Source organism: Hyphomicrobium album (assembly GCF_009708035.1).
GTDB lineage: Bacteria > Pseudomonadota > Alphaproteobacteria > Rhizobiales > Hyphomicrobiaceae > Hyphomicrobium_A > Hyphomicrobium_A album.
Genome location: NZ_WMBQ01000001.1, coordinates 2,068,684 through 2,090,001 on the forward strand (window position 1 = coordinate 2,068,684; position 21,318 = coordinate 2,090,001).

Below are 21,318 nucleotides of genomic sequence, written 5' to 3' on the forward strand. Positions count from 1 at the left end.
CCTCAGGGGTTGTTCACCGCCACGGGCGCCAATCGATTGTTTCGCCGCGGCCACAAGCCTAATCTTCCACCAGTTTTTCAACTGGACAGTGCCCATGACCTCCCCGCGCAGTTCGAAGGCCGCACAAGCGCGGTTCACGGAACAGGAAGCGCTGCAGTTCCATGCGCAGGGCAAGCCTGGCAAGCTCGAGATCACGCCGACCAAGCCGCTGACGACCCAGCGCGATTTGTCGCTCGCCTATTCGCCGGGGGTCGCCGTGCCCGTGCACGCGATCGCAAACGACCCGGCGACCGTCTACGACTACACGAGCAAGGGCAACCTCGTGGCCGTTGTCTCCAACGGCACCGCGATCTTAGGTCTCGGCAATCTCGGCGCGCTCGCTGCCAAGCCGGTCATGGAGGGCAAGGCCGCGCTGTTCAAGCGCTTCGCCGACATCGACGCCATCGATCTGCTGGTCGACACCGAGGACACCGAGCAGTTCATCAACGCCGTTCGCTATCTCGGCCCGACGTTCGGCGGCATCAACCTGGAAGACATCCGCGCGCCCGACTGCTTCATCATCGAGCAGCGGCTGAAAGAGCTGCTCGACATCCCCGTATTCCATGACGACCAGCACGGCACGGCGATCATCGCCGCCGCCGGCCTGATCAACGCGTTGGAGTTGACCGGCCGCGATCTCGAGAGCTGTAAGCTGGTGGTCAACGGCGCCGGGGCCGCTGGCATCGCCTGTCTCGAGCTCGCGGTATCGATGGGCATTCCGAAGTCCAACGTCATCCTGTGCGACACCAAGGGCGTCGTCTATCAGGGCCGCAAGGAAGGCATGAACCAGTGGAAGTCGGCGTTCGCCGCCAAGACCAAGGCGCGCACGCTTGCCGAGGCATTGAAGGGCGCCGACGCCTTGTTCGGCCTATCGGTGAAGGGCGCCGTCACGCAGGACATGGTGCGCTCCATGGCGCCCAAGCCGATCATCTTCGCCATGGCCAACCCCGACCCGGAGATCACGCCCGAGGAGGTCTATGCGGTGCGCGACGATGCCATCGTTGCCACCGGCCGTTCCGACTACCCCAACCAGATCAACAACGTATTGGGCTTCCCGTTCATCTTCCGCGGCGCCCTCGACGTACAAGCCTCGACCATCAACGAGGCAATGAAGGTCGCTGCCGCCGAGGCGCTCGCCCAGCTCGCCCGCGCCGAAGTACCCGACCAGGTCGCCGCTGCGTTCCACGGCCGGCGCGCCACGTTCGGGCCGGAGTACATCATCCCGGCCCCGTTCGACCCGCGCCTCATCGTCAACATACCGACGGCAGTGGCCAAGGCCGCGATGGATTCCGGCGTCGCGCGCAAGCCGATCGTCGACATGGACGCCTACGTGGCGAAGCTCGAGGGGCGCCTCGATCCGCTGGCGGGCTGGCTGCAGTCGACGTTCAGCGCCGTGCGCGCCGATCCCAAGCGCGCCGTCTTCGCCGAGGGCGAAGAGCCGGCGGTGATCCGCGCCGCACACAGCTATTTCAGCCAAGGTTTCGGCGTGCCGATCCTCATCGGCTCGGCCGACGTGGTACGCGAGCAATTCCGTGCCCTCGGCATGGTGATCCGCCCCGAGTACGAGATCATCGACACGCATAAGAACGCGCACATCGAGGAGTTCTCCTCCTACCTCTATGCGCGGCTGCAGCGGCGCGGCTACCTGAAGCGCGACTGCCAGCGGCTCGTCGCCAACGAGCGTAACGTAGTGGGTGCGCTAATGGTGGCGCACGGCATGGCGGACGCGCTGGTCAGCGGCGTCACGCGCAACTGGACGAGCGTCTACGACGACGTACAGCGCGTGCTCGACCCGGAGCCTGGCCGCAATGTCATCGGCGTCTCGCTGGTGCTACTGCGTGGCCGCGCCGTGCTCGTCGCCGACACCAGCGTGCACGACATGCCAACGTCGACCGAGCTGGCCGACATCGCCACGGAAGCAGCTCGGTCGGCGCGCAACTTCGGCATCGAGCCGCGCGTGGCGCTGCTCGCCTACTCGACCTTCGGGCAGCCGCGCGGAGAACGCTCGGACGTGGTGCATGAGGCCGTCGCCATCCTGGACGAGCGCCAGGTCGACTTCGAATACGACGGCGACATGGCAGCGGACGTGGCCCTCAATCGCGACCTGATGCGGCACTATCCGTTCTGCCGGCTGTCGGACACTGCGAACGTACTGGTCATGCCGGCGTTTCACGCCGCCTCGATCTCCACCAAGATGCTGAAGGAGCTCGGCGGCGCGACGATCATCGGGCCGATCCTGGTGGGCCTGTCGCGCTCGGTGCAGATCTGCGGCTTCGGCGCCAAGGACAGCGACATCGTCAATATGGCCGCCATCGCCGCCTACGATGCGGGCCGGCGCGGCTAGCGATCAGTCGCTGGCAAGGATCATGTTGCGCACCAACGGATAGATCTGTCCTTCCCACTTGCGTCCGCTGAACACGCCGTAGTGCCCGACACCCGCCTGCATGTGGTGCCGCTTCATGTGCGGGCGCAGGCTGGTGCAGAGGTCGTGCGCGGAGGCCGTCTGCCCCAGCGCGCAGATGTCGTCGCGCTCGCCTTCGACCGTCAGCAGCGCCGTCTTGCGGATCGCCTTGAGATCGACCGGCGCGCCCCGGTAGGTCAGCTCGCCCTTTGGCAGACGCGCTTCCTGGAACACCCACTGCACCGTCTCGAGATAGAACTCGGCGGAGAGATCGAGCACGGCGAAATACTCGTCGTAGAACGTCTTGATGACCTGCGCCTTCTCGTGCTCGCCGTTGCGCAGGTGCTCGTAGAGTTCCTGGTGCGCGTTGTAGTGCCGATTGATGTTCATCGACACGAAGGCGGTGAGCTGCACGAAGCCCGGATAGACGCGGCGCCCGGCGCCCGGATATTTCCACGGGACGCGGGCGATGAGGTTGCGCTCAAACCAACTCATCGGCTTGCCCGTCGCCAGCTTGTTCACTTTGGTCGGGTTGACGCGCGTGTCGATAGGGCCGGCCATCAGCGTCATGCTGGCGGGCTGCGCGGCGTTGCCATCGGCCGCCATCACTGCCACGGCGGCGAGTGCCTGTACGCAGGGCTGGCAAACGGCGACGAGGTGCGCGCCGGGGCCTAACGCTTCGAGGAAGCGGATGACGTAGGCGATGTAGTCGTCGAAGCCGAACTGGCCGGCGTCGGCGCTCACGTCGCGCGCGTTGTGCCAATCGGTGATGTAGACGTCATGATCCGGAAGTAGCGTGCGCACCGTGTTGCGCAACAGCGTCGCGAAGTGGCCCGACAACGGCGCCACGACGAGGACGCGCGGCTGCTCGAGGTCGATGTCCTTCTTGAAGCGGAGGAGCGTGCCGAAGGGCAGCGCGAGCACCGGCTCCTCGGTGACCTCGACCTCGCGATTGCCGACCGTAACGGCCGGAATGGCGTATTCCGGCCTGGCGTGGGTCAGCCCGGCGCGGGCGATCAGCTCGTAGGCGGCCGACAAATTGCGGACGATCGGCACGTTCACCTGGCTACCCCAGGTGCCGAGCATGGCGAGCGATGAGCGCGCGAGCGTCTTGGCCGGCTCAACCAGGTCGGCGTGGGCTTGATAGGCGAGGTAGAGCATCTCGTCTCATTCGGCGGAGGGGCCACAACGCGGCTGAATCTTGCGATTGCCTATTGTGCGGCGCACAAACGCTAGTGCAATCTGGGTCCCGGTGCGAGAGCTTTTTTGCAACATGCGTGATGAAGCCCCCGCCGGGCCGTGATTAAAGGATAGGCACAATGGCAACAGCGGTGCTCACCATCAGCAGCAAGAACTACTCGTCGTGGTCGCTACGCGGCTGGCTGCTCTGCAAGATGGCGGGGCTCGAGTTCCACGAGGAGGTGATGTCGGCAGACGACCCGTCGACCCGCGCCGAGCTGTTGCTGCTGTCGCCGTCGTTTCTGGTCCCCTGCCTCGTGCACGAGGGGATCAAGGTCTGGGACACCCTGGCCATCGCCGAATACTTGGCCGAGCTCAGCCCCGAGGCGGGCCTGCTGCCCACGGACGCCGCCGCGCGGGCGCACTGCCGGGCCGTATCGGGCGAAATGCACTCGGGCTTCCACAATCTCCGCTCGGCGCTGCCGATGAACCTCAAGGCCCAGCACGAGGGTTATTCCGTGTGGTCAGGCGCCCGCGGCGACATCGAGCGCGTCTGCGCGATTTGGCGCGAATGCCTCGACACCTATGGCGGTCCGTATCTCTTCGGGGGCGCGCCCACCATGGCCGACGCGATGTATGCGCCGGTGTGCACGCGTTTCCTAACATACGATGTGAAGCTAGATAGCGATTGTGCCGGATATTGCAGGACAATTTCAGATTGGCCGGCGATGATCGAATGGACCGAGGCGGCGCGACTGGAGCCTGACGAGCTCGAGGAACTCGATGTTGAGTTTTGAGCCCTAAAGCGGCTTGCATTTCTCACATTCCGCAACAGGCAGCCTCAACAAGCCACTGAATTTACTGGCATTAATAAATTGCAAAACGTTCGGCAATTTCGGCCGGAATTCTTCCCCCGTGCCCCATTGATGCTTTTCGCCGCAGCGACGCGATCACAAATTGCGTCGTGGCAAACGTTAATGGTTTCTTAACGCCAGCCCCACTTCCGAGCGATTTAGCGGCTAAGGTGCAAATGCAAGCCATTCCGCTATCGGTTAGCTGAATTGGGGTTGAATTAACCTTTTCTTTTCCTTAATTAAGGTCCCATTACCAGTGGGGGTCTTGAGTGCTGTTTCGCGTCACAAATAAGCGGCCTGCTTTACGGCCAAAAGAGCTCGCTGGGCCGGTAATCCCGCGGGAGCCGGAATTCCTCCGTGCTCGCGTTGACGATTACCACGTTCGCCGGAAAGTCGACCTTTGGCAGGGGTGCCATCCCCTGCAGGGCCGGACACCGCGTCCTGGCGACATCAAGGTCCGCAGCAACGACTATCTTTGTCTTGCCGACCATCCCCACGTCATCGAAAGCGAGATCGCCGCGCTGCGCACCGGCGGTCATGGCGATGCCGTCTCCCGCGTTTGGGTGCATCACGAGCGCGATGTCATTTGCGAGTTCGAGCAGCGCGTCGCCCAGCTGATGCGCGCCGAGGACTGCGTCGTTTGCGCGTCGGGCTATACGGCGAACGTCGGCCTCATCCAGTCGTTCGCGACCCGGGGCGCCCCCGTCTATCTCGACATGAAGGCGCACATCTCGCTGCACGAAGGCGTGGTGAGCGCCGGCGCGCGGCCCGTATTGTTCCGCCACAACGACCCGCAATCGCTCGATCGCATGCTGGCGCAGAACGGCCCCGGCCTCGTCTGCGTCGATGCCCTGTACAGCACCGACGGAGACCTCGCACCGCTCAAGGAGTTCGTCGAGGTTTGCGAGCGCCACGGCGGCGCCCTCGTGGTCGACGAAACGCACTCTTTCGGTGCCCAGGGACCCGGCGGAGCCGGTCTCGTCGTCGCTGCTGGCCTCGCTGAGCGCGTTCACTTCCGGACGGTAGGACTTTCCAAGGCCGTCGCGAGCCGTGGCGGCCTCGTGGTGTCATCGCGCCGCAACATCGAATACTTCCGCTACGAGTCCCTGCCGACGATCTTCAGCACCTCCGTGATGCAGCACGAGGTTGCTGGATTCGATGCCGTGCTCGACATCTTGCAGCGCGAGGATTGGCGCCGCGACAAGCTGCATGCCAACCACACGTACCTCCGCCAGGGGCTCGACGCGCTCGGCTACAACGTGGCGGCGTCGAAGACGCAGATCATCGCCCTCGAGCCGGGCGACATCCGCCAGACGACCGTCTTGCGTGATGCGCTCGAGAAGCGCGGAGTCTTCGGCGCGATCTTCTTTCCGCCGGCGACACCGGACAAGCGGTGCATCATCCGCTTCACGGTGAACTGCGGACTGAGCCGGCACGAGCTCGATCGCATCATCGAGGTTTGCGGCGAGATCCGCGAGGAAGTGGGGATGGCCGAGTGGCGCTCCACGAAGCGCAAGTTCGCGGGCGGTGCGGGCACGGTACAAGCGACCAAGCAGCGCGAGAAAGCGGCAGCCTCTCGCCTAGGCCGCAGCCGCGTTCTCAATAGCTGGCTGAACAACCGGAAGCTCAATCGTGAAGGAGGTTCCGACGTTGACCTTGGAACGACACGAGATCGTGCCTCCGGCCCCCTCGACAATCATCCGGCAAAATGACAAGCCGAGACCGGTGCCGACACCCGGACGCTGGGCCGACACGAAGGGGATGAACACGTAGTTCAAGATTTCCGGCGGAATGCCGTCGCCCGTATCGGAGATGACGATCGTGTTGGCGTGGCCGCCGCGCCGAAGCTCGATCGACAGATGATTCTCGTCGCCGTCGCGCGCCTCGATTGCCCGCAGGCCGTTCTTCAACAGGTTGAACAGCACGTGGGTCATCAGAAGATCCGACCCGCGGAACTCGAAGTCCTCCTCGAGACTGGTGCGCACGAGGTCGCGCTGGTTGGGTTTGAAGCTGTACCGCTCCAGCGCCAGCGAGACGATCTTGCTCATGCTGTGCAGTTCGGCGGTCGGGGCGCCGCGGTGATGCTGCGCCACGTTGGTGAGCAATAGATCGATGACTGAGTTTGCCGCGGTGATGTGCTGACGCACGCGCCGGTGCGAGGCGGTCAGCTTGTCGCGAATTGGCGAGTCCGGCAGGCGTGCCAAGAGACGCTCGCAGCCGTCTGCCTCGAACCGAATACCGGTGAGCGGAGTACGGCATTCGTGAGCAACCTGGCTCGCCAGCGACGCCGCCGCCTTGAGCTTCTCCCGCGCGATGAGGTTGTCGCTGTAGGCAAGGCCGAGGAAGCCGGTCAGTGCGAAGATCAGGATCGGCAACGTCATCCAGTAGCCCGCCGGGATTGGGGCGCCCCCGGTCACCATGAGGTAGGCAACGAGCGCCGCGACGGAACCCAAGATCAGCACGACGATCGCGTTGACGAGGTCATAGAGCAGGACGACGTAAATCAATGCCGCGAGTGTCGACATCTCCCACGCGTTGCTGTCGTTCAGGAGCAGCATCAGCGTGAAGAAGAACGGCAGGCAGTAGAGGAAGGTGAAGTACGAGAACGGCACGGTGTAGGCCCGCCAGGCGTACGGCCACCACTGGGTCAGGGCCAAGGCGAGGCAGAGGCCAGTGCCAATGCCACGCAGCCACATGCTTTCGTACGGCTGAGGTAGGACGTACGTCCACACCAAGTAGAAAACCGGAAAGCCGATGACGCCGATGATCGCCGCGGCTTGAATCTTGCGCTGAGCGTGCGCGTGATACTCGACGTATCGGCGGGAAAGATCGTGAATCAGACGCGTCAAAATGGACGGCCGCGGCTTCGGCTCGTTAAGGCCGCCGATGCCTCTCGCACCAGACTTTAGCGAAAGTCGTTCTGACAATTGAAACATTTAAACTTTTAACCGTCGCCGTACCGGATCCGATACGAAACCGTAGTACGAAAGGTCCTTACGGAAAGTGCATTCACCCGGCTAGGGCTTAAGCTTCCATGACGCCGTTCTACCACCCGACTTCGATCCTCGTTCTCGATGATGATCCGCTTTTTCTAGAAAGCCTGGATTTTCAGTTTAGCGAGGAAGTGTCGTGTCAAACGTTTACTCGTCCCGACGCCGCCCTCGAGCATCTGCGCGCCCAGTCGACGCAGCATCCGAATTTTGCCCGTTACTTCAAAGACGTCTCGGACATGGACCTGGGATCTGAGACGCGATTCGGCGACCGCCTTCTGCGCCTACAGCTTTCGGAGTTGCGCTCGGTGATCGAGGACAGAGCGCGCCAGCAGCGCGTCTCGGTCGCCGTCGTCGATTATGACATGCCGAAAATGACGGGCGTCGAGTTCTGCCGCGCCATTCGCGACTTGCCGGTGAGAACCATCCTGCTGACCGGCAAGGCCGGTCTGGAGACCGCGATCTCGGCCTTCAACGAGGGCGTCATCGATTGCTTCCTGCAGAAGCAGGACTCTGGCGTCACGGTTGCCCTACGCCGCGAGATCAAACGCCTCCAGGAGGAGTACTTCGCCGACATCTCGGCGCCCATCGCCAGCGCGTTGGCCCTGCAGCGGCCTTGCTTCTTCTCCGACCCGAGCTTCGTCGCGCTCCTCAAGGAGGTCATGGAGAAAAACAGTATCGTCGAGCACTACGTATGCGCGGGGCCACCCGGCGTGATGATGCGCGACGCTGACGGCAACGAGTCGTTCCTCTTGGTCTCGGACGGCGAGCGGGTGAACAACCAGTGCGAGGCAGCGGAGACCCAGCAGGCGCCCGCCGACATGGTTCAGCTGCTGCGCACACGCAAGGCACAGGCTTGGTTTCCGACGCAAGAGGGCCTCTACCATCCGGATTACGAAAAGAACTGGGCCCGCTTCATCTGGCCGGCACAGTTGCTGCCGGGATCGGGGGCATGGAGCTACAGCGTCATCCGCCACGGCCAGACGGTTGAAGAACCGCTGAGTCGCACGGCCTGAGCGAAATTCGCTACTATTGAACAGGAATAACTCTGCCGGACCGCAACTTCGTGCTCCTCGGCGAGCGTCCGATTCTGCGTAATTGCTTGAGGTGATTCGGGCGCGCGCGGGGGAACGATGCTTGCACGGTCGGCATGGCGAGGCGGTATTGCTGCCGCGCTGACGGGTTTTGTGTTGAGCGCACAACCGGCCTGTGCCCTGGAAGGATACTTCCAGCACGCCTATGGCGCGCGCCACAAAGGACTTGCCGGTGCCGGTGCCGCCGACGGCCGCGACGCCACGATCGCCATCATCAACCCGGCTGGCCTCGTACACGCTGGCAACGAGCTCGACCTCGCCTTCGGCCTGTTCAGCCCTACCCGCGAGATGGAAGGATCGGGCACTCTCGGCCTGACACCCATCGGCAAGTACGAGAGCAACACGCTCGAGTTCTTCATCCCGAATCTCGCGGCCGCCTATCGCGTCACGGGCAACCCCTATGTCGACGTTGTCGGCGTCGCCGTGTGGGGCAACGGCGCGGGCACGAACTACCGCAACTTCGATCGTACGGCGTCTCCGTGCGCCAATGGCGGCACGGGCATGTATTGCGGCGGCGCTGCGGGCGTCGACCTGCAGCAGACGTTTCTCACGCTGTCGCTGGCCAAGAACATCACACCGGACTTCGCCGTCGGCATCGGCCCGACACTCGCCCGCCAGCAATTCCGCGCGAAAGGCTTGTCGTTGTTCGCCCCCGTGTCGAACAGCATCGACGCGGAATGGGGTTATGGCATCAGCGGTGGCGTCGACTGGCACATCGCCCGACATCTGCGCTTCGGCGCCGCGATCGCGTCACGCACCTACATGGGCTCGTTCGAGAAGTACGCAGATCTCCTCGCCGACCACGGCGATTGCGATGTGCCCGCCTACGGACAAGCCGGCATCGCCTACGACGTGCTGGCCAATCTGACGCTCATGCTCGACTATCAACACATCGCCTATGGTTCGGTACCGTGCGTCGCCAATCCGGCGACCAACATGCTGACCGCCCCCTTCGGCGCCGCCAACGGACCGGCTTTCGGGTGGCGCGACGTCAATGCGGTGAAGCTCGGTGCGGAATGGTGGTATCGCCCCGACGTGGCGCTGCGCGCTGGCTATGCCTACAACACACCCCTGTTCGGCTCACGCGATGTGCAGCTCGACATTCTCGCACCTGCGACAACGCAGCATCACCTGACGGTGGGCGGCGAGTGGCGCTATGACAAGGACTGGTCGTTCGAGTTCGCGGGGATGTATGCGCCGGAAGCCACTGTCATCGGCGTCGAGATCATTCCGGGCCCCGGGCACGGCGTCGCGGTCTCGTCAGAACAGTACGAGATTACACTCGGCGTTAAGTACTTCTACGACGATGCGCAATGAAACCGACGCGCCGACGATCCTAAACTCGCTGCGTGCCCCTCAACTCTCGGCAATGGGCATCCATTCAGCCGCAGGACGGATTAGGAATGTAGAGACCATCGCTGGTCTAGAATTGCTTAACTGCTGCGGCGACAGGAAGGCCACACGTGAGTCAAAGTGCGCTCAAGCTTGCCCGAGGCGCTCGGCGGCAAGACAGCCCACGTCGTGATGAGGATCCCGCGACCTTCTCGACCGAGGAGGTCGCCGACCTGCAGTTTTCGCTCGAGCAGCAGCTTGATGCGGTGCTCCAGCGCAACGAGAAACTCGAACAGCTCAACTCTTGCTTTGAAGCCGCCCTCAATCATATGGGCCGCGGCTTGTCGATGTTCGACAGCGAGCAGCGTCTGGTCGTCTGCAACAAAGCCTACGCCGACGTCTATGAGCTACCGCCCGAGCTGACGCGCGCGGGGACGCCGCTCGTCGAGATCGTGCGATATCATATGAGCCGCAGCGCCGGACAGGAGCCGGCCGGAGACGCCCCAGTAGAGTGGATCAAGCAACAGGTCGCTCGTCTGCAGCAGGGCGGGCATTTGGAGCAAATTCAAAGCCTACCCGACGGGCGCATCATCCGCGTCACCTACGAGCCGCTCGCCGGCGGCGGCTGGGTCGACATGCAGGAGGACATCACCGCGCAGCGCCAGGCCGACGAAAAGATCGAATGGCTGGCGCACCACGATACCCTCACCGAAATTCCCAACCGCTTTCACTTCCGCGAGCGGCTCGAGCATCAGTTTGAGACCTACGATCCGCGGCAGGGCTTCGCATTGCTGTGGATCGACCTCGACCACTTCAAGGAAACTAACGATCGGCTCGGCCATCTCGTGGGCGACGGATTGCTGAAGAGCGTCGCCGCTCGATTGAAGAACTCGCTGCGTGCCGGCGACGTCGTCGGGCGGCTCGGCGGCGACGAGTTCGCTATTTTGCAGGTGGGCGTCGATCGCGAGGAGCTGGCGGCCAACCTCGCGCGCCGGGTCCTGCAAAACATCCGCCGGCCGCACGAGGTCTATGGCCATTCTCTGCACACCGAGGCGAGCATCGGCGTCGCACTCGCTCCGCATCACGGGCAGACGCCGGAGCAGCTTTTTGCCTGCGCCGACATGGCCCTCTATCGCGCCAAGTCGGCAGGACGCGGCGTGCATGCCGTCTATTCGCCCGGCACGGTCGACTCGGCGTCCGCAACACAGAACCCGCTGCGCGCCGAGCTGAAGAAGGCCGTGGAGCGATCCGAGCTGGCGCTGCACTATCAGCCGATCGTCGACCTGCGCGAAGGCAGGGTTTCGAGCTTCGAGGCGCTGATGCGCTGGAAGCACCCGAGTCGCGGCATGATCCCGCCTTCGGAGTTCATTCCGATCGCCGAGGAGACACGCCTGATCGTGCCGATGGGCACCTGGGCGCTGAAGCAGGCCTGCACCGACGCCAAGGACTGGCCGGACTCGACCAAGGTCGCGGTGAACCTTTCGGCCGTGCAGATCGAATGCTGCGACATGTTCGAGATTGTGACCGAAGCGCTGCACGAGACGGGACTGGAGCCGGAACGGCTGCAGCTGGAAATCACCGAGACCGTCCTCATGCGAGACCAAGCGCGGACGCAGGAGGTGCTGCGCAAGCTGCACGATCTCGGTGTCCTAATCACTCTCGATGACTTCGGAAGCTGCTTCGCCACCCTCAACTATCTCCGCAGCTTCCCGTTCCGGAAGATCAAGATCGACCGCAGCTTCGTGCGCGACATTCCCGAGCACCACGACTGCGTCGCGATCGTCAAGTCGGTGGCCGATCTCGCGCGCGAACTCAACATGCGCTCGGTTGCCGAAGGCGTAGAGACGGCCGCCAGCCTCCTCGCTGTGCGCAATGCGGGCTATACCGAGGCGCAGGGCTTCTATTTCAGCCCGCCGGTGCGCGCGAGCGGCATCAAGCGCGCAGTCAAGCAGTGCGCGCTACGCCTGGCGGCGCTCGATACCGCGATCGCCGAGGACAAGGCGGGCAAGGGCAAGGCGCCCCCCGCCTAGCCTCCGCGTCTAGGCGTCGACGGCAACGCGGCTTTTCACTTCGTTGGGCGTCCCGAAGTGCTCGAAGTAGCGCGGATCGATCTTTTCCACCGGCAGGATGATCAGCACGTCGGTCGTGCCGAACTGCCGGTCGATGACCGCGCCATCGCCCACGAAGGCGCCGAGCCGCAGATACCCTTTGATCAGCGGCGGCAGCGTCTTTAGCGCGGCTTTCGCATCCACTTTCTCGCGTGGCAGACGGTCCATGCTGACATGCAGATTGCTGTGAGCCCGGCAGCGCCACTCGATAGGCGCCAATGCATTGTGATGCAGGAAGCTCAGCGCCATCGCGTGCTGGTCAGGATCGGTGCCGGGGAGGCTGGCGCAGCCGATCATGACGTCGACTTTGTGCTCGCGCACGTAGGTCCACAGCCCGTGCCAAAGCAGCTCGACGGTGCGCTTGTTGCGGTAGGGTTCGAGCACGCAGGAGCGACCCAACTCCATGAAGTTGTAGCGAGACCTCGCAGCGACAAGCGGCGCGATGTCGTATTCGCTCTGCGTATAGAAGCCGAGTGTGCGCTCGGCCACCTCCTGACGCAGCACGCGATAAGTGCCAACTACTTTCTGCCGGCGCAGGCCGCCCCAGGGCTCACTGGCCGGAACTGCCGCCTCGTCGACGACGAGGAGATGGTCGCAGACGGCGTCGTAGGGATCCTCGTCGCGACGGCGCAACTCGGCCCGCAGCGACGGCACGGCTGACATCTCTTCGTAGAAGACTTGGTAGCGCAAACGCTGAGCGCGCTTGATGTCGCGCCAGCGCCGCGTCAGACGTACCTCGAGATTGCCGATCTTGCCGTAGACTTTGTCCGGCTTGCGCAGCGGGAAAACATCGCCGCTCGCGTCGCTCAGAGTGCGAAGCGCCAGAAGACCACCGGGGACCGACTGCAACTTGGGACTGCGAGCCAATCGGCTGGCCATGCGCCGCGCGGCATATCTCATTTGCTCAGCCTCTCCCCTACCCTGTCCGCCATCATACGGCGCCCGCGGCTCGCCTTGAAGCGGCTCGCGCCGCCCCCACACACCGGCTTCGACTCGGCTGATTTTCCCAACGGCCGCGGGTGGATACCACGCTTCCATGACAGACTTTTTACCGCCGGCCAATGGGCTGCGAACAACTTTACACTCACTAAACCGACACGGAATTGCGGGCTCCCGATGGCAAGCCCTCAGGCCGCCGCGTCGGTATTGCCGCCGGGGCGCCGCCCGAACCAACGGACGAGCACGGTTTCAAGGCTCGCCTTGTCGAACGGCTTGGCCAGGTAGTCATCCATCCCGGCGTCGAGATACCGCTGCCGGTCCTCGGCAAAGGCATTGGCGGTGAGCGCGACGATCGGAGGCGAGGCGCCCAGGGCACTGCCAGCAAAGAGTTGCTTGATGGCACGCGCCGCCTCGACGCCATCGAGCTGCGGCATGAAGATGTCCATAAGGATCAGGTCGACGTCGGGCGACTGGCCTTCAAGGATGCGGCGAACGGCGGCAACGGCCTCGGCGCCGTTGGTAACCGCAGTGTAGTCGCAGCCGCATTTCTCGAGAACGCGTTTGGCGAGCAGCGAATTTATCTCGTTGTCTTCCGCCAGTAGTACGCGTCGCCTAGCTGCGACGCCCGGCGTAGCTTGCAACGTGTGGTCGACATGTTGAGCACAATCGGGTGGAGGCGGCCCCGGCGAGCGACGCAGACCAAGCTGCAACAGCAAGGAGGCCGGGCGCACTGGGCGCACCAGATACGCGTCGAACCCGGCGGCGCGAAACTCCGAGAGACTGGCGCGCTCCAGCACATTGACAAGCACGATGCAGCGAACCTTGCCGAGCTGATTGAGCGCCCGCGCCTTGGCAACAAGATCGCCGGCAGTGGCTGGGCCCACTGCTCCATCGACGATCAGCCGGTCGAACGGCGACCCATCCTTGGCGGCAGATTCCAATGCGCTGGTCGCCAGCGCGAATTCGCATTCGACGGTGCCTACGCCAGCCGAGCACAACGCCTCGCGCAGGGCACGCCGCTCGAGAGGCCGGTCGAAAGCGAGGAGCACGCGGGCGGAGCTTGGGGCGATCGTCGGCCCGTTGTCGTCGGCGAGCGCGACCGGAGCCAGAACGAGCTCCGCCGTGAACGTCGATCCCTTGCCGGGCTGGCTTACAACGCGTATCTCGCCGCCCATGGCGCGCGCCAGCTGCCTCGAGATGGCGAGCCCCAGGCCGGTGCCGCCGTTGCGCCTGCGGATCGCCGGCTCGGCCTGCTCGAACTCCGTGAAAAGCCCGCGCATGTCCTCCGGCGTAAGGCCGATACCCGTGTCCTCCACGGCGATGATGATTCGCGTTTCATCGGTCGGCGACGGCGCATCCGTGGTGGCGACTTTCACGCTCACGCCGCCGACATCGGTGAATTTCACCGCGTTGGACAGAAGATTGAGCAGGATCTGACGAACGCGCGCCTCGTCGCCGAGCACAACGTGCGGCAGCTGCGAACTGACTGACCAGGCGATCTCCAGACCTTTCTCATGCGCGCGCGGCGCGAGCAGCTCCACCACCCCCTGGACGCACGTCTCCAGTTCGAACGGCGCCTCCATCAACTCGAGCTTCCCGGCTTCGATCTTGGAGAAGTCGAGAATCTCGTCGATGAGCGCCAACAACGTGCGCGCCGATTGATCGATGGCGCGAACGTACGTCTGCTGCTCGGGCGTCTGCTGCGTGTCCGATAGCAGGCTCGCCATACCGAGGATGCCGTTCATCGGCGTCCGTATCTCGTGGCTCATGGCAGCGAGGAAGCGGCCCTTGGCGCGGTTGGCGGCCTCTGCCTGATCCCGCGCCTCGGCCAGCTGGGTCTCGCCCCGCCGCTGCTCGGTCACGTCCCGGCCGACACTCTGCACCTCGAACCGGCCGGCGGCCGGCGCGGGCACCAGCTGTTCCTCCCACTCGATCCAACGCGACCCAGAAGCGGTGAAGATGTGCTGCATGAAGCGCTGGTGGCGGATCTCGTCATTGACGGAAAGCGGAACGACGTCGCTCGCCTCGCACAGCTCGACGGCAAATGGCTTGCCGAGCACCTCATCCGCCGCAACGGCAAACATGTCGAGGAACGCCTTGTTGGCGAAAGTCAGATGGTTGTTCTCGTCGCGCCGGACGATCGCATCCTCCTGCGTGTCGAGCAGGGCGCGATAGCGCGACTCGTTCTCGCTGAGCTCCCATTGGGCGTCCTGCAGCCGCTCGAGGCGACGCTCGATGCGAGAGCCCAAACGTTCCAACTGGTCTGCTCCCGAGCGAGCGGGAGTCATGACAGCGAGAAAGACGGCGATGAGGATGAACCCGAAACCCAGCGCCAGAAATACCTCCAGGGTCTTCACCGGGCCGGGCAGGATGACGAAGGCTGCGACGAGAAACGCTAGGCCCGCGAAGAGGGCGCCGAGCGACACGCCATTGAGCGAGCCGGGCGCACGGGCCGCGCGCACACGCTCAAAGCTCGCTTGCAGCTCGGCGAGGCGCCGCGCCACGGCGGCCGGCGCGGGGTGCGGCCCCTCCTTGCCAGCGTGCTCGGCACCCGGCGGAACCGAGAAATGCGAACCCTTGTCGCTCACGCCGAAAGCACCCGCTACGCAACACTCAATTGTTCGAGTGTGAAGCAACCATAGGGGCGTTTCGAAACGCTGAAGCAGCTTGGTTAACGCGGAGCGCGCGGCCGCTGCGGACCTTCGTCCAGCTGCCGCGCATCCTCTAGACGCATGCGCGGTATGCCGTCGCGAATGGGAAAAGCCAGACTTGCCGCCCGGCTGATGAGCTCTTGGGCCGCAGCGTCGTATTCCAAGGTCGACTTCGTCAGCGGGCAGACGAGGATCTCGAGCAACTTGGGATCGACCTTGTCTGGGGACGCATCGGCCATCGGACTACCTACCTATTGCAGGGTCGTGCCGCTGCTGCCGCTGGAGGCGAGCTCCATCTCGGCCAGAGCGACCAGCACGTCCGCCCGGCACTTGAGGTCCTCCGCCTCGAGTAGGGCCTGCTTCTCCTCGGGCCCATACGGGCACATGACGCATAGCGCATTGATGAGGAACTCGCTCGATGCGCGTTGTATGGCGGCCCAGTCGGCCTCGAGCTTGTTGGCATCGAGATACGAGCGTAGCACCCGCAAGAGGTTGGTTCGGTCGACCTGCTCCTCACCGAGCCCCTCGTTCAAATCGGTTGCGTAGCGGTCGTAGCTGACGCTCATCGTGCGATAGGGCAGATCGGTGACGGCCTCGTCGAGGATGTCGTAGCGCATCACCCCCGTCAGGGTAATCATACGCCGCGCGTGGTCGACCTCTTGATAGCTCGTCACGCGACCGACACAGCCGACGTTGCGCAATCCCACCGGACCGCGCGGGCTTTCCTCTTCGTCGGAAGGGTCGTTGATAGCGGGCTGAACGATGCCGATGAGCCGGTCGCCCGACATCACGTCGTCGAGCATTTCGAGATAGCGCGGCTCAAACACGTTGAGCGGCAGGGTTGCGCGCGGCAGCAGGATGGCGCCGCGCAGCGGAAATACGGGAATGCGTGGCGGAAGATCTGCCGGACGCCGGTAGCGATCGGTAGGGGACACGTTCCGTAAATCCTTCCGTCTCGGGCGAGCCCGCGTCACGCCTATGAGAAGAGTATGGACGACAAGCGCCGCCGCCCGTCGATGGCCGCCGGGTCCTTGAAGCCCCAGGCCTCGAACAGCTGAACCAACTGCTTGCGCGCCGCCTCATCGTTCCACTTGCGGTCGCGCCGCACAAGTTCGAGAAGATGGTCGACCGCTTCGGCTTTCTGCCCGCGGGCGGCCAACGCCACCGCCAGATCGAAGCGCGCCTGCAAATCCGCCGGATTGGCCTTGAGCTTCTGCTCGAGCTCGCCGCGGTTGTCGGCCGGGCCCGCCTTGCGGGCCAATTCCAGGGCCGCCTTCACCTGCTCGACAGCCGCGATTTTCTTTTCCTCGGGGGGAACGAGGGCGATCATTTGTTCGGCCCGATCGAGGTCGCCGGTCTGCAAATAGCAACGGGCGAGGCCGGCGAGCGCGATGGGGTTGTGCTTATGCTCCTGCAGCACCGCCGCGAAGACCTCGGCCGCGGTCTGCACGTCGCCTTCCTCCAGCGCCTCTTCCGCCGTGGCGAGCACGCTGGCGATGTCGGCTTCGGCATCCTCGCCGACCAGGCGGTCGACAAATGCGCGTACGGCGCTTTCGGGTTGCGCGCCCGTGAACCCGTCGAGGGGACGGCCATCGCGGAAGGCATAGACGGTCGGCAGCGACTGTACGCGCAGCTGCCCGGCAATGCCCGGATGCTCATCGACGTTGACTTTGACGAGGCGAACCTTGCCCCCGTGGCTCTTGACGACCTTCTCGAGCAGGGGAGTGAGCTGTTTGCACGGCCCGCACCAGGTGGCCCAGAAGTCGACGATCACCGGGACCGTACGTGACGCTTCGAGCACGTCCTTGGCGAAGCTCGCCGTCGTCGAATCCTTGATGATGTCGGCGTCGCCAGCCCCGCCCGGCGATGCCTTCAACCCGATGTCCATGCCTCTTCTCCTCGCGCGCGAGCCAGTAAGCCTAACGCCGGCGCGCACTCAATAGCAAAAAACGCAAAAGCCGGCCCAAATCAGGGCGTAACGGGGCCACCGCCCCCACATCGTGACGCCTCACCGCGAGTGCAAGTCACGCCATGGTCAGATTTTTTGCCCGCTCAACCAGTCTCGGGGCGCGTCGGCGCGGCAGGGCCCAGTGCGACAATTCTCGGCTCGTGACCGCAGGCGCGGACGAAGCGCAGCAGGGCCTCGCGTCCAATGCTAGTTGTCGCGGTGTTCTCAAGCGGATGACAATTGATTGTATCGTGCTGCATCAGGTCCGTATCGACGATAAGGCTCACCCGCTGCGCTGTGTCGTTGATGACCGCGAACGCCGTCACCGATCCCGGCGGCACACCGAGGGTGTCCAGTAGCAGCTCGGGCTTGCCGAAGCTCAGCCGCCCCGCGTCAAGCTTGCGCGCCAGCCCTTTGAGGTCGACGCGCGTCGATGACATGGCGACGACGAGGAACAGCAAGCCGTCCTCGTCCTTGAGGAATAGGTTCTTCGTGTGGGCGCCGGATAGTTGGCGTTCGAGCTCGGCGCTTTCCGCCACCGTAAACACCGGCGGATGCTCCAGCGTAGTGGTCTCGATGCCGAGGCCGGCGAGCAGGTCGAAGAGGTCTTGGCGCGATGCGGGCATTTGTGACGAATGGGAGAGGATTCGGGGTTGGCGACCTACTTAAGCGACCAGCCAGCTGTCGCCAATCGGCAATCCCTCCCGCGCATTCCCGCTGCCCCCGCTTGCTGGCGGCGGGGGCCAAGGGTAGCATCGAACGAGCCCGACCGCAGGAGATCCGATGCTCACGAGAGCCTTCGCCCCACTGACGTTTGTCGCCCTGGCACTGCTGACCATCACGACCATGTCGCGTGAAGCGGCAGCCCAGGATCGGTGGGCCGCTATCGCCCCGAACCTCGAAAACTCGTCGACGGTCGTTTGGGCGACCAGCAAGGACCAGGCGAAGAAGCTCGCCGTACTTGCGTGCAAGCAGGTCTCCTCGACCTGCGCCGATACCCCGGCCAGCACCAACGGCATGGACCACGTATTCGCCGTCATGTGCTGCACCGACCCCAAGAGCGGCTGCGCCGCTGCCGTCGGCTCGACGCGAGAGATTGCGCTGAAAGAGGTCAAGCGGCTGTTCAACGAGGGCGGCTACGCGCAGTGCAGCCTGAAGAGCTACTTCAAGGCCGGAACCGGCGAAAAGGGCTGAAAAGCGGCGCCATAAGTGGGCCGACGGGAGCCCTCTTTGGAGCGCTTGCAAAGGCCGCGTAGTTGCGCCATAAGGCGGGTCCGCCGCGCATAGCGGCGCCAATACCCTAATGGATGCGGGCGTAGCTCAGGGGTAGAGCATCACGTTGCCAACGTGAGGGTCGACGGTTCAAATCCGTTCGCCCGCTCCAATTTGCAAACTCGAACTGCCTTTTGATACGCGCCGGCGCAGCCTTTGCGACGAAGGCGCTTGCGCGGAGAGTCCAGGCGTTGATCCGACCTGAGGCCGCTGGTACGACAAGCGCGTCGCCAGGCGCATTGGTGCAGGGGCTGAGGTTGGCCGCGGACATCGAGACAGTTGTCGTCGGCGGGGGCGTCGTCGGGCTGTCTATTGCGCGGGCGCTGACGCTCGCCGGCCAAGAAGTGCTGCTCATCGAGCGGCACGGCCGCCTCGGCACCGAGACAAGCTCGCGCAATTCCGAAGTGATCCACGCCGGTATCTACTACAAACCGGGCAGCTTGCGCGCGCGGTTGTGCGTCGCCGGCAAGGAGATGCTCTATCGGTTCTGCGCGGAAAACGGCGTAGCGCATCAGCGCTATGGCAAGCTGCTTGTCGCGACGCAGGAGGCCGAGGTTCCCGCGCTAGAGGCGATCGCCGATAACGCGGCAAAAAACGGCGTCGGCGACTTGCAACGCCTCACCGCCGCAGGGGCGCGGGCATTAGAGCCGGAGGTCGCCTGCGTTGCGGCCTACCTGTCGCCGTCAACCGGCGTCATCGACAGTCACGGACTCATGCAGGCGCTCGACGGACACTTGACGGCGCAAGGCGGCAGCGTCGTGCTCAATACGGCGGTGACAGGCATCGCGGCGAGCACCGACTGCTTCACGCTGCAAACGCAGAGTAGCGGCGAGGAGGGCTCGCTCACCGCGCGCAATCTGGTGCTCGCCGCCGGGCTTAGCGCAACCCTCGTTGGCCGGATGCTGAGCTACCGCGCCGGCTACACCGTGCCGGAGACCTACCCCGCGCGCGGGCACTATTTTGCGCTGTCGGGCAAGTCCCCTTTCCGACATCTCGTCTATCCGATGCCGGCGGGTGCCTGGCTCGGCGTGCATGTCACGCTGGATGTCGCCGGGCGCGCACGCTTCGGCCCCGACATCGAGTGGAGTGACAGTGTCGACTACAGCTTCGATGAGGCGAACGGTAGCCGCCTCGCAAACTTCGAAAGCGAGATCCGCCGCTACTGGCCGGGACTCCCTGCCGGAGCGCTGCACCCCGACAGCGTCGGCGTGCGGCCGAAGATCTACCGCGCAGGCGAGCCGACCCCCGACTTCGCCATTCACGGTCCGCGCGACCACGGCATCGATCGACTGGTCGCACTGTACGGGCTGGAAAGCCCAGGCCTCACGTCGTCACTCGCTATCGGCGATTTCGTCACCGAACTGTTGGGGGCAAAAGAGGATTGAACAGCGGTTGGGCCGGCTGGTGTAACCTTACCGCCACTATCCTCCGCCAAACCCGCACGGGGCGCGTTCTCCTCGCTAACGACGGGAGCTATTCTTCGTCCCTAGCTAGGGGGATGACAAAGCATGGTGAAGGGCTGGGAATTCCGCGAGGCATCCTGTCGGTACTTCGTCGGCGCCCCCGATGCCGCGACGGCAAAGCACTATCTCGGCAGAATTTTCCCTGAGGTCGAGAGCGCCGAGCCGGCCGAAATCACGTCCCAACTTGTTCTTGCCTACGCGGAGCTCGGCAACGGCACCGTTCGAAAAGTCGAATCCCTTTCCGGTGTTGAGGGCCAGTGAGCTCGTAGGCTACTAGCGCCACGCGACGCCCATCATCGTCCCTTAAGTTTTGATTGCCGCGCGCACCGGAGCGCCCTGGCGGGAGGTTTCGGGAACTCTTCCCTAGGCGATCGGGGGCCACTTGCAGCCCAAAATGAGTGAAGAAAGAGGGTACGGCTCGCGGCTTGCCTCCCACGAAATGATGACTTGCCGTATAGCTCAATCCTTGCCTATCTGCCGCGAAGCGGCCCGATGGACCAGCCAAAGGCGCAACGCTCCGCTTACCTAAAATTTGCCCCTAACTTGCATAAGGTGGAGCCGCTCCACTATTGGCATTCGTCTGAGTGTACCCAGGACCCCATGCATCCATTCCTGCTCCGCTGTGCCGCGTGCGCCTCTCTTGTCGCGCTTCCGATACTTTCGTGGTTGCCCGCCGAGGATATGGTGCGGACCGGGGTCCTTACACCGGGCCAGGAGCACTTCCTCGCCTACATGGCCAGCGCCTTGCTTCTGGCGATGGCGGTTCCACGCTACCGCTTCGTACAAGTCGCCTGCTTTTACGCCCTCGTCGCCGGTGTGCTCGAGGCGGGACAAATGTATTCGCCCGGTCGTAGCCCCGAAGTGGTGACGGCGGTGGTGAGCATGGCAGGCGCGGTGATGGGCGAGATCGTCGCGCGGTTGGCGACGGGCGTATGGCGCAAAAAGTATGGCTTCCCCGGCTCGTTTGTATCAGCACAGCTGCCGAGCCTTCCGAGCGAAGCGCCACAGCCTGCTGCCGACTGAGCTAGTGCGTGCTGCGGACTGACGA

At 64.1% G+C, this 21,318-nt stretch carries 17 protein-coding genes, 1 tRNA gene and 1 pseudogene; 11 read left to right on the forward strand and 8 right to left on the reverse strand.

Annotated features, from left to right (window positions below; all coding sequences use genetic code 11):
* Positions 1-94: 94 nt before the first annotated feature.
* On the forward strand, positions 95-2,383 hold the full coding sequence (locus GIW81_RS09835; protein ID WP_154739026.1) for an NADP-dependent malic enzyme: 2,289 nt from the start codon (positions 95-97) through the stop codon (positions 2,381-2,383).
* Positions 2,384-2,386: 3 nt separating this feature from the next.
* Here GIW81_RS09835 and GIW81_RS09840 read toward each other — a convergent pair whose 3' ends face one another.
* Entirely contained in the window at positions 2,387-3,601 is a 1,215-nt protein-coding gene (locus tag GIW81_RS09840; protein ID WP_154739027.1) for a polyhydroxyalkanoate depolymerase, read from the reverse strand.
* A gap of 158 nt (positions 3,602-3,759) precedes the next feature.
* On the opposite strand from GIW81_RS09840, the gene GIW81_RS09845 reads away from it, so the two are divergent.
* Positions 3,760-4,416, forward strand: a complete 657-nt coding sequence (locus GIW81_RS09845; protein ID WP_154739028.1) for a glutathione S-transferase family protein — start codon at positions 3,760-3,762, stop codon at positions 4,414-4,416.
* A gap of 326 nt (positions 4,417-4,742) precedes the next feature.
* Positions 4,743-6,185: an alpha-hydroxyketone-type quorum-sensing autoinducer synthase gene (cqsA, locus tag GIW81_RS09850; RefSeq protein WP_324614958.1), complete on the forward strand. Its 1,443-nt coding sequence runs from the start codon at positions 4,743-4,745 to the stop codon at positions 6,183-6,185.
* Here cqsA and GIW81_RS19360 read toward each other — a convergent pair.
* Positions 6,150-7,409 (reverse strand): annotated as a pseudogene (locus GIW81_RS19360) (sensor histidine kinase); the annotation flags it as partial. The gene cqsA and the pseudogene GIW81_RS19360 overlap by 36 nt on opposite strands.
* Positions 7,410-7,507: 98 nt before the next feature.
* On the opposite strand from GIW81_RS19360, the gene GIW81_RS09860 reads away from it, so the two are divergent.
* The 3 genes from GIW81_RS09860 to GIW81_RS09870 all read left to right on the forward strand — a co-directional run bounded on the left by GIW81_RS09860 (position 7,508) and on the right by GIW81_RS09870 (position 11,919).
* On the forward strand, positions 7,508-8,479 hold the full coding sequence (locus tag GIW81_RS09860; protein ID WP_154739030.1) for a response regulator: 972 nt from the start codon (positions 7,508-7,510) through the stop codon (positions 8,477-8,479).
* Between the two features lie 174 nt (positions 8,480-8,653).
* Positions 8,654-9,874, forward strand: coding sequence for an OmpP1/FadL family transporter (locus tag GIW81_RS09865; RefSeq protein ID WP_195930497.1), 1,221 nt, complete (start codon positions 8,654-8,656; stop codon positions 9,872-9,874).
* Positions 9,875-10,020: 146 nt separating this feature from the next.
* Positions 10,021-11,919, forward strand: a complete 1,899-nt coding sequence (locus tag GIW81_RS09870; RefSeq protein WP_154739032.1) for a putative bifunctional diguanylate cyclase/phosphodiesterase — start codon at positions 10,021-10,023, stop codon at positions 11,917-11,919.
* Between the two features lie 9 nt (positions 11,920-11,928).
* Here GIW81_RS09870 and GIW81_RS09875 read toward each other — a convergent pair whose 3' ends face one another.
* From GIW81_RS09875 to GIW81_RS09900, 6 genes are all read right to left on the reverse strand, one after another.
* Positions 11,929-12,897 (reverse strand): GNAT family N-acetyltransferase, encoded by a 969-nt coding sequence (locus GIW81_RS09875; RefSeq protein ID WP_154739033.1) that lies wholly within the window; start codon positions 12,895-12,897, stop codon positions 11,929-11,931.
* A gap of 227 nt (positions 12,898-13,124) precedes the next feature.
* The gene (locus GIW81_RS09880) at positions 13,125-15,524 is read right to left on the reverse strand and encodes an ATP-binding protein (RefSeq protein ID WP_154739034.1); all 2,400 of its coding nucleotides are present in this window, start codon (positions 15,522-15,524) and stop codon (positions 13,125-13,127) included.
* An 83-nt stretch (positions 15,525-15,607) separates the two neighbouring features.
* A complete protein-coding gene (locus GIW81_RS09885) occupies positions 15,608-15,826 on the reverse strand; it encodes a Trm112 family protein (RefSeq protein WP_154739035.1) in 219 nt (72 codons plus the stop codon).
* A gap of 12 nt (positions 15,827-15,838) precedes the next feature.
* Positions 15,839-16,522 (reverse strand): LON peptidase substrate-binding domain-containing protein, encoded by a 684-nt coding sequence (locus GIW81_RS09890; protein WP_324614959.1) that lies wholly within the window; start codon positions 16,520-16,522, stop codon positions 15,839-15,841.
* A gap of 41 nt (positions 16,523-16,563) precedes the next feature.
* On the reverse strand, positions 16,564-17,475 hold the full coding sequence (trxA, locus tag GIW81_RS09895) for a thioredoxin (RefSeq protein ID WP_154739037.1): 912 nt from the start codon (positions 17,473-17,475) through the stop codon (positions 16,564-16,566).
* A 164-nt stretch (positions 17,476-17,639) separates the two neighbouring features.
* Positions 17,640-18,161: a prolyl-tRNA synthetase associated domain-containing protein gene (locus tag GIW81_RS09900; RefSeq protein ID WP_154739038.1), complete on the reverse strand. Its 522-nt coding sequence runs from the start codon at positions 18,159-18,161 to the stop codon at positions 17,640-17,642.
* 157 nt (positions 18,162-18,318) lie between these two features.
* Here GIW81_RS09900 and GIW81_RS09905 point away from each other — a divergent pair, with 157 nt between their 5' ends.
* From GIW81_RS09905 to GIW81_RS09925, 5 genes are all read left to right on the forward strand, one after another.
* Positions 18,319-18,729, forward strand: coding sequence for a hypothetical protein (locus tag GIW81_RS09905; protein ID WP_154739039.1), 411 nt, complete (start codon positions 18,319-18,321; stop codon positions 18,727-18,729).
* Positions 18,730-18,844: 115 nt separating this feature from the next.
* A tRNA-Gly gene (locus GIW81_RS09910) sits at positions 18,845-18,919 on the forward strand.
* Between the two features lie 145 nt (positions 18,920-19,064).
* Complete coding sequence (locus GIW81_RS09915) at positions 19,065-20,192, forward strand: NAD(P)/FAD-dependent oxidoreductase (protein WP_154739040.1); 1,128 nt, start codon at positions 19,065-19,067, stop codon at positions 20,190-20,192.
* A 123-nt stretch (positions 20,193-20,315) separates the two neighbouring features.
* Positions 20,316-20,531, forward strand: coding sequence for a hypothetical protein (locus tag GIW81_RS09920; RefSeq protein WP_154739041.1), 216 nt, complete (start codon positions 20,316-20,318; stop codon positions 20,529-20,531).
* Positions 20,532-20,954: 423 nt separating this feature from the next.
* Positions 20,955-21,293: a VanZ family protein gene (locus tag GIW81_RS09925; protein ID WP_154739042.1), complete on the forward strand. Its 339-nt coding sequence runs from the start codon at positions 20,955-20,957 to the stop codon at positions 21,291-21,293.
* The last annotated feature ends 25 nt before the right edge of the window (positions 21,294-21,318 follow it).

Bases quoted from the DNA above. Each gene is read 5' to 3' on its own strand.
- GIW81_RS09875 (WP_154739033.1), bottom strand. From the start codon at position 12,897: ATGAGATATGCCGCGCGGCGCATGGCCAGCCGATTGGCTCGCAGTCCC.
- GIW81_RS09920 (WP_154739041.1), top strand. From the start codon at position 20,316: ATGGTGAAGGGCTGGGAATTCCGCGAGGCATCCTGTCGGTACTTCGTC.
- trxA (WP_154739037.1), bottom strand. From the start codon at position 17,475: ATGGACATCGGGTTGAAGGCATCGCCGGGCGGGGCTGGCGACGCCGAC.
- GIW81_RS09885 (WP_154739035.1), bottom strand. From the start codon at position 15,826: ATGGCCGATGCGTCCCCAGACAAGGTCGATCCCAAGTTGCTCGAGATC.
- GIW81_RS09845 (WP_154739028.1), top strand. From the start codon at position 3,760: ATGGCAACAGCGGTGCTCACCATCAGCAGCAAGAACTACTCGTCGTGG.
- GIW81_RS09835 (WP_154739026.1), top strand. From the start codon at position 95: ATGACCTCCCCGCGCAGTTCGAAGGCCGCACAAGCGCGGTTCACGGAA.
- GIW81_RS09860 (WP_154739030.1), top strand. From the start codon at position 7,508: ATGACGCCGTTCTACCACCCGACTTCGATCCTCGTTCTCGATGATGAT.
- GIW81_RS09840 (WP_154739027.1), bottom strand. From the start codon at position 3,601: ATGCTCTACCTCGCCTATCAAGCCCACGCCGACCTGGTTGAGCCGGCC.
- GIW81_RS09905 (WP_154739039.1), top strand. From the start codon at position 18,319: ATGCTCACGAGAGCCTTCGCCCCACTGACGTTTGTCGCCCTGGCACTG.
- GIW81_RS09900 (WP_154739038.1), bottom strand. From the start codon at position 18,161: ATGCCCGCATCGCGCCAAGACCTCTTCGACCTGCTCGCCGGCCTCGGC.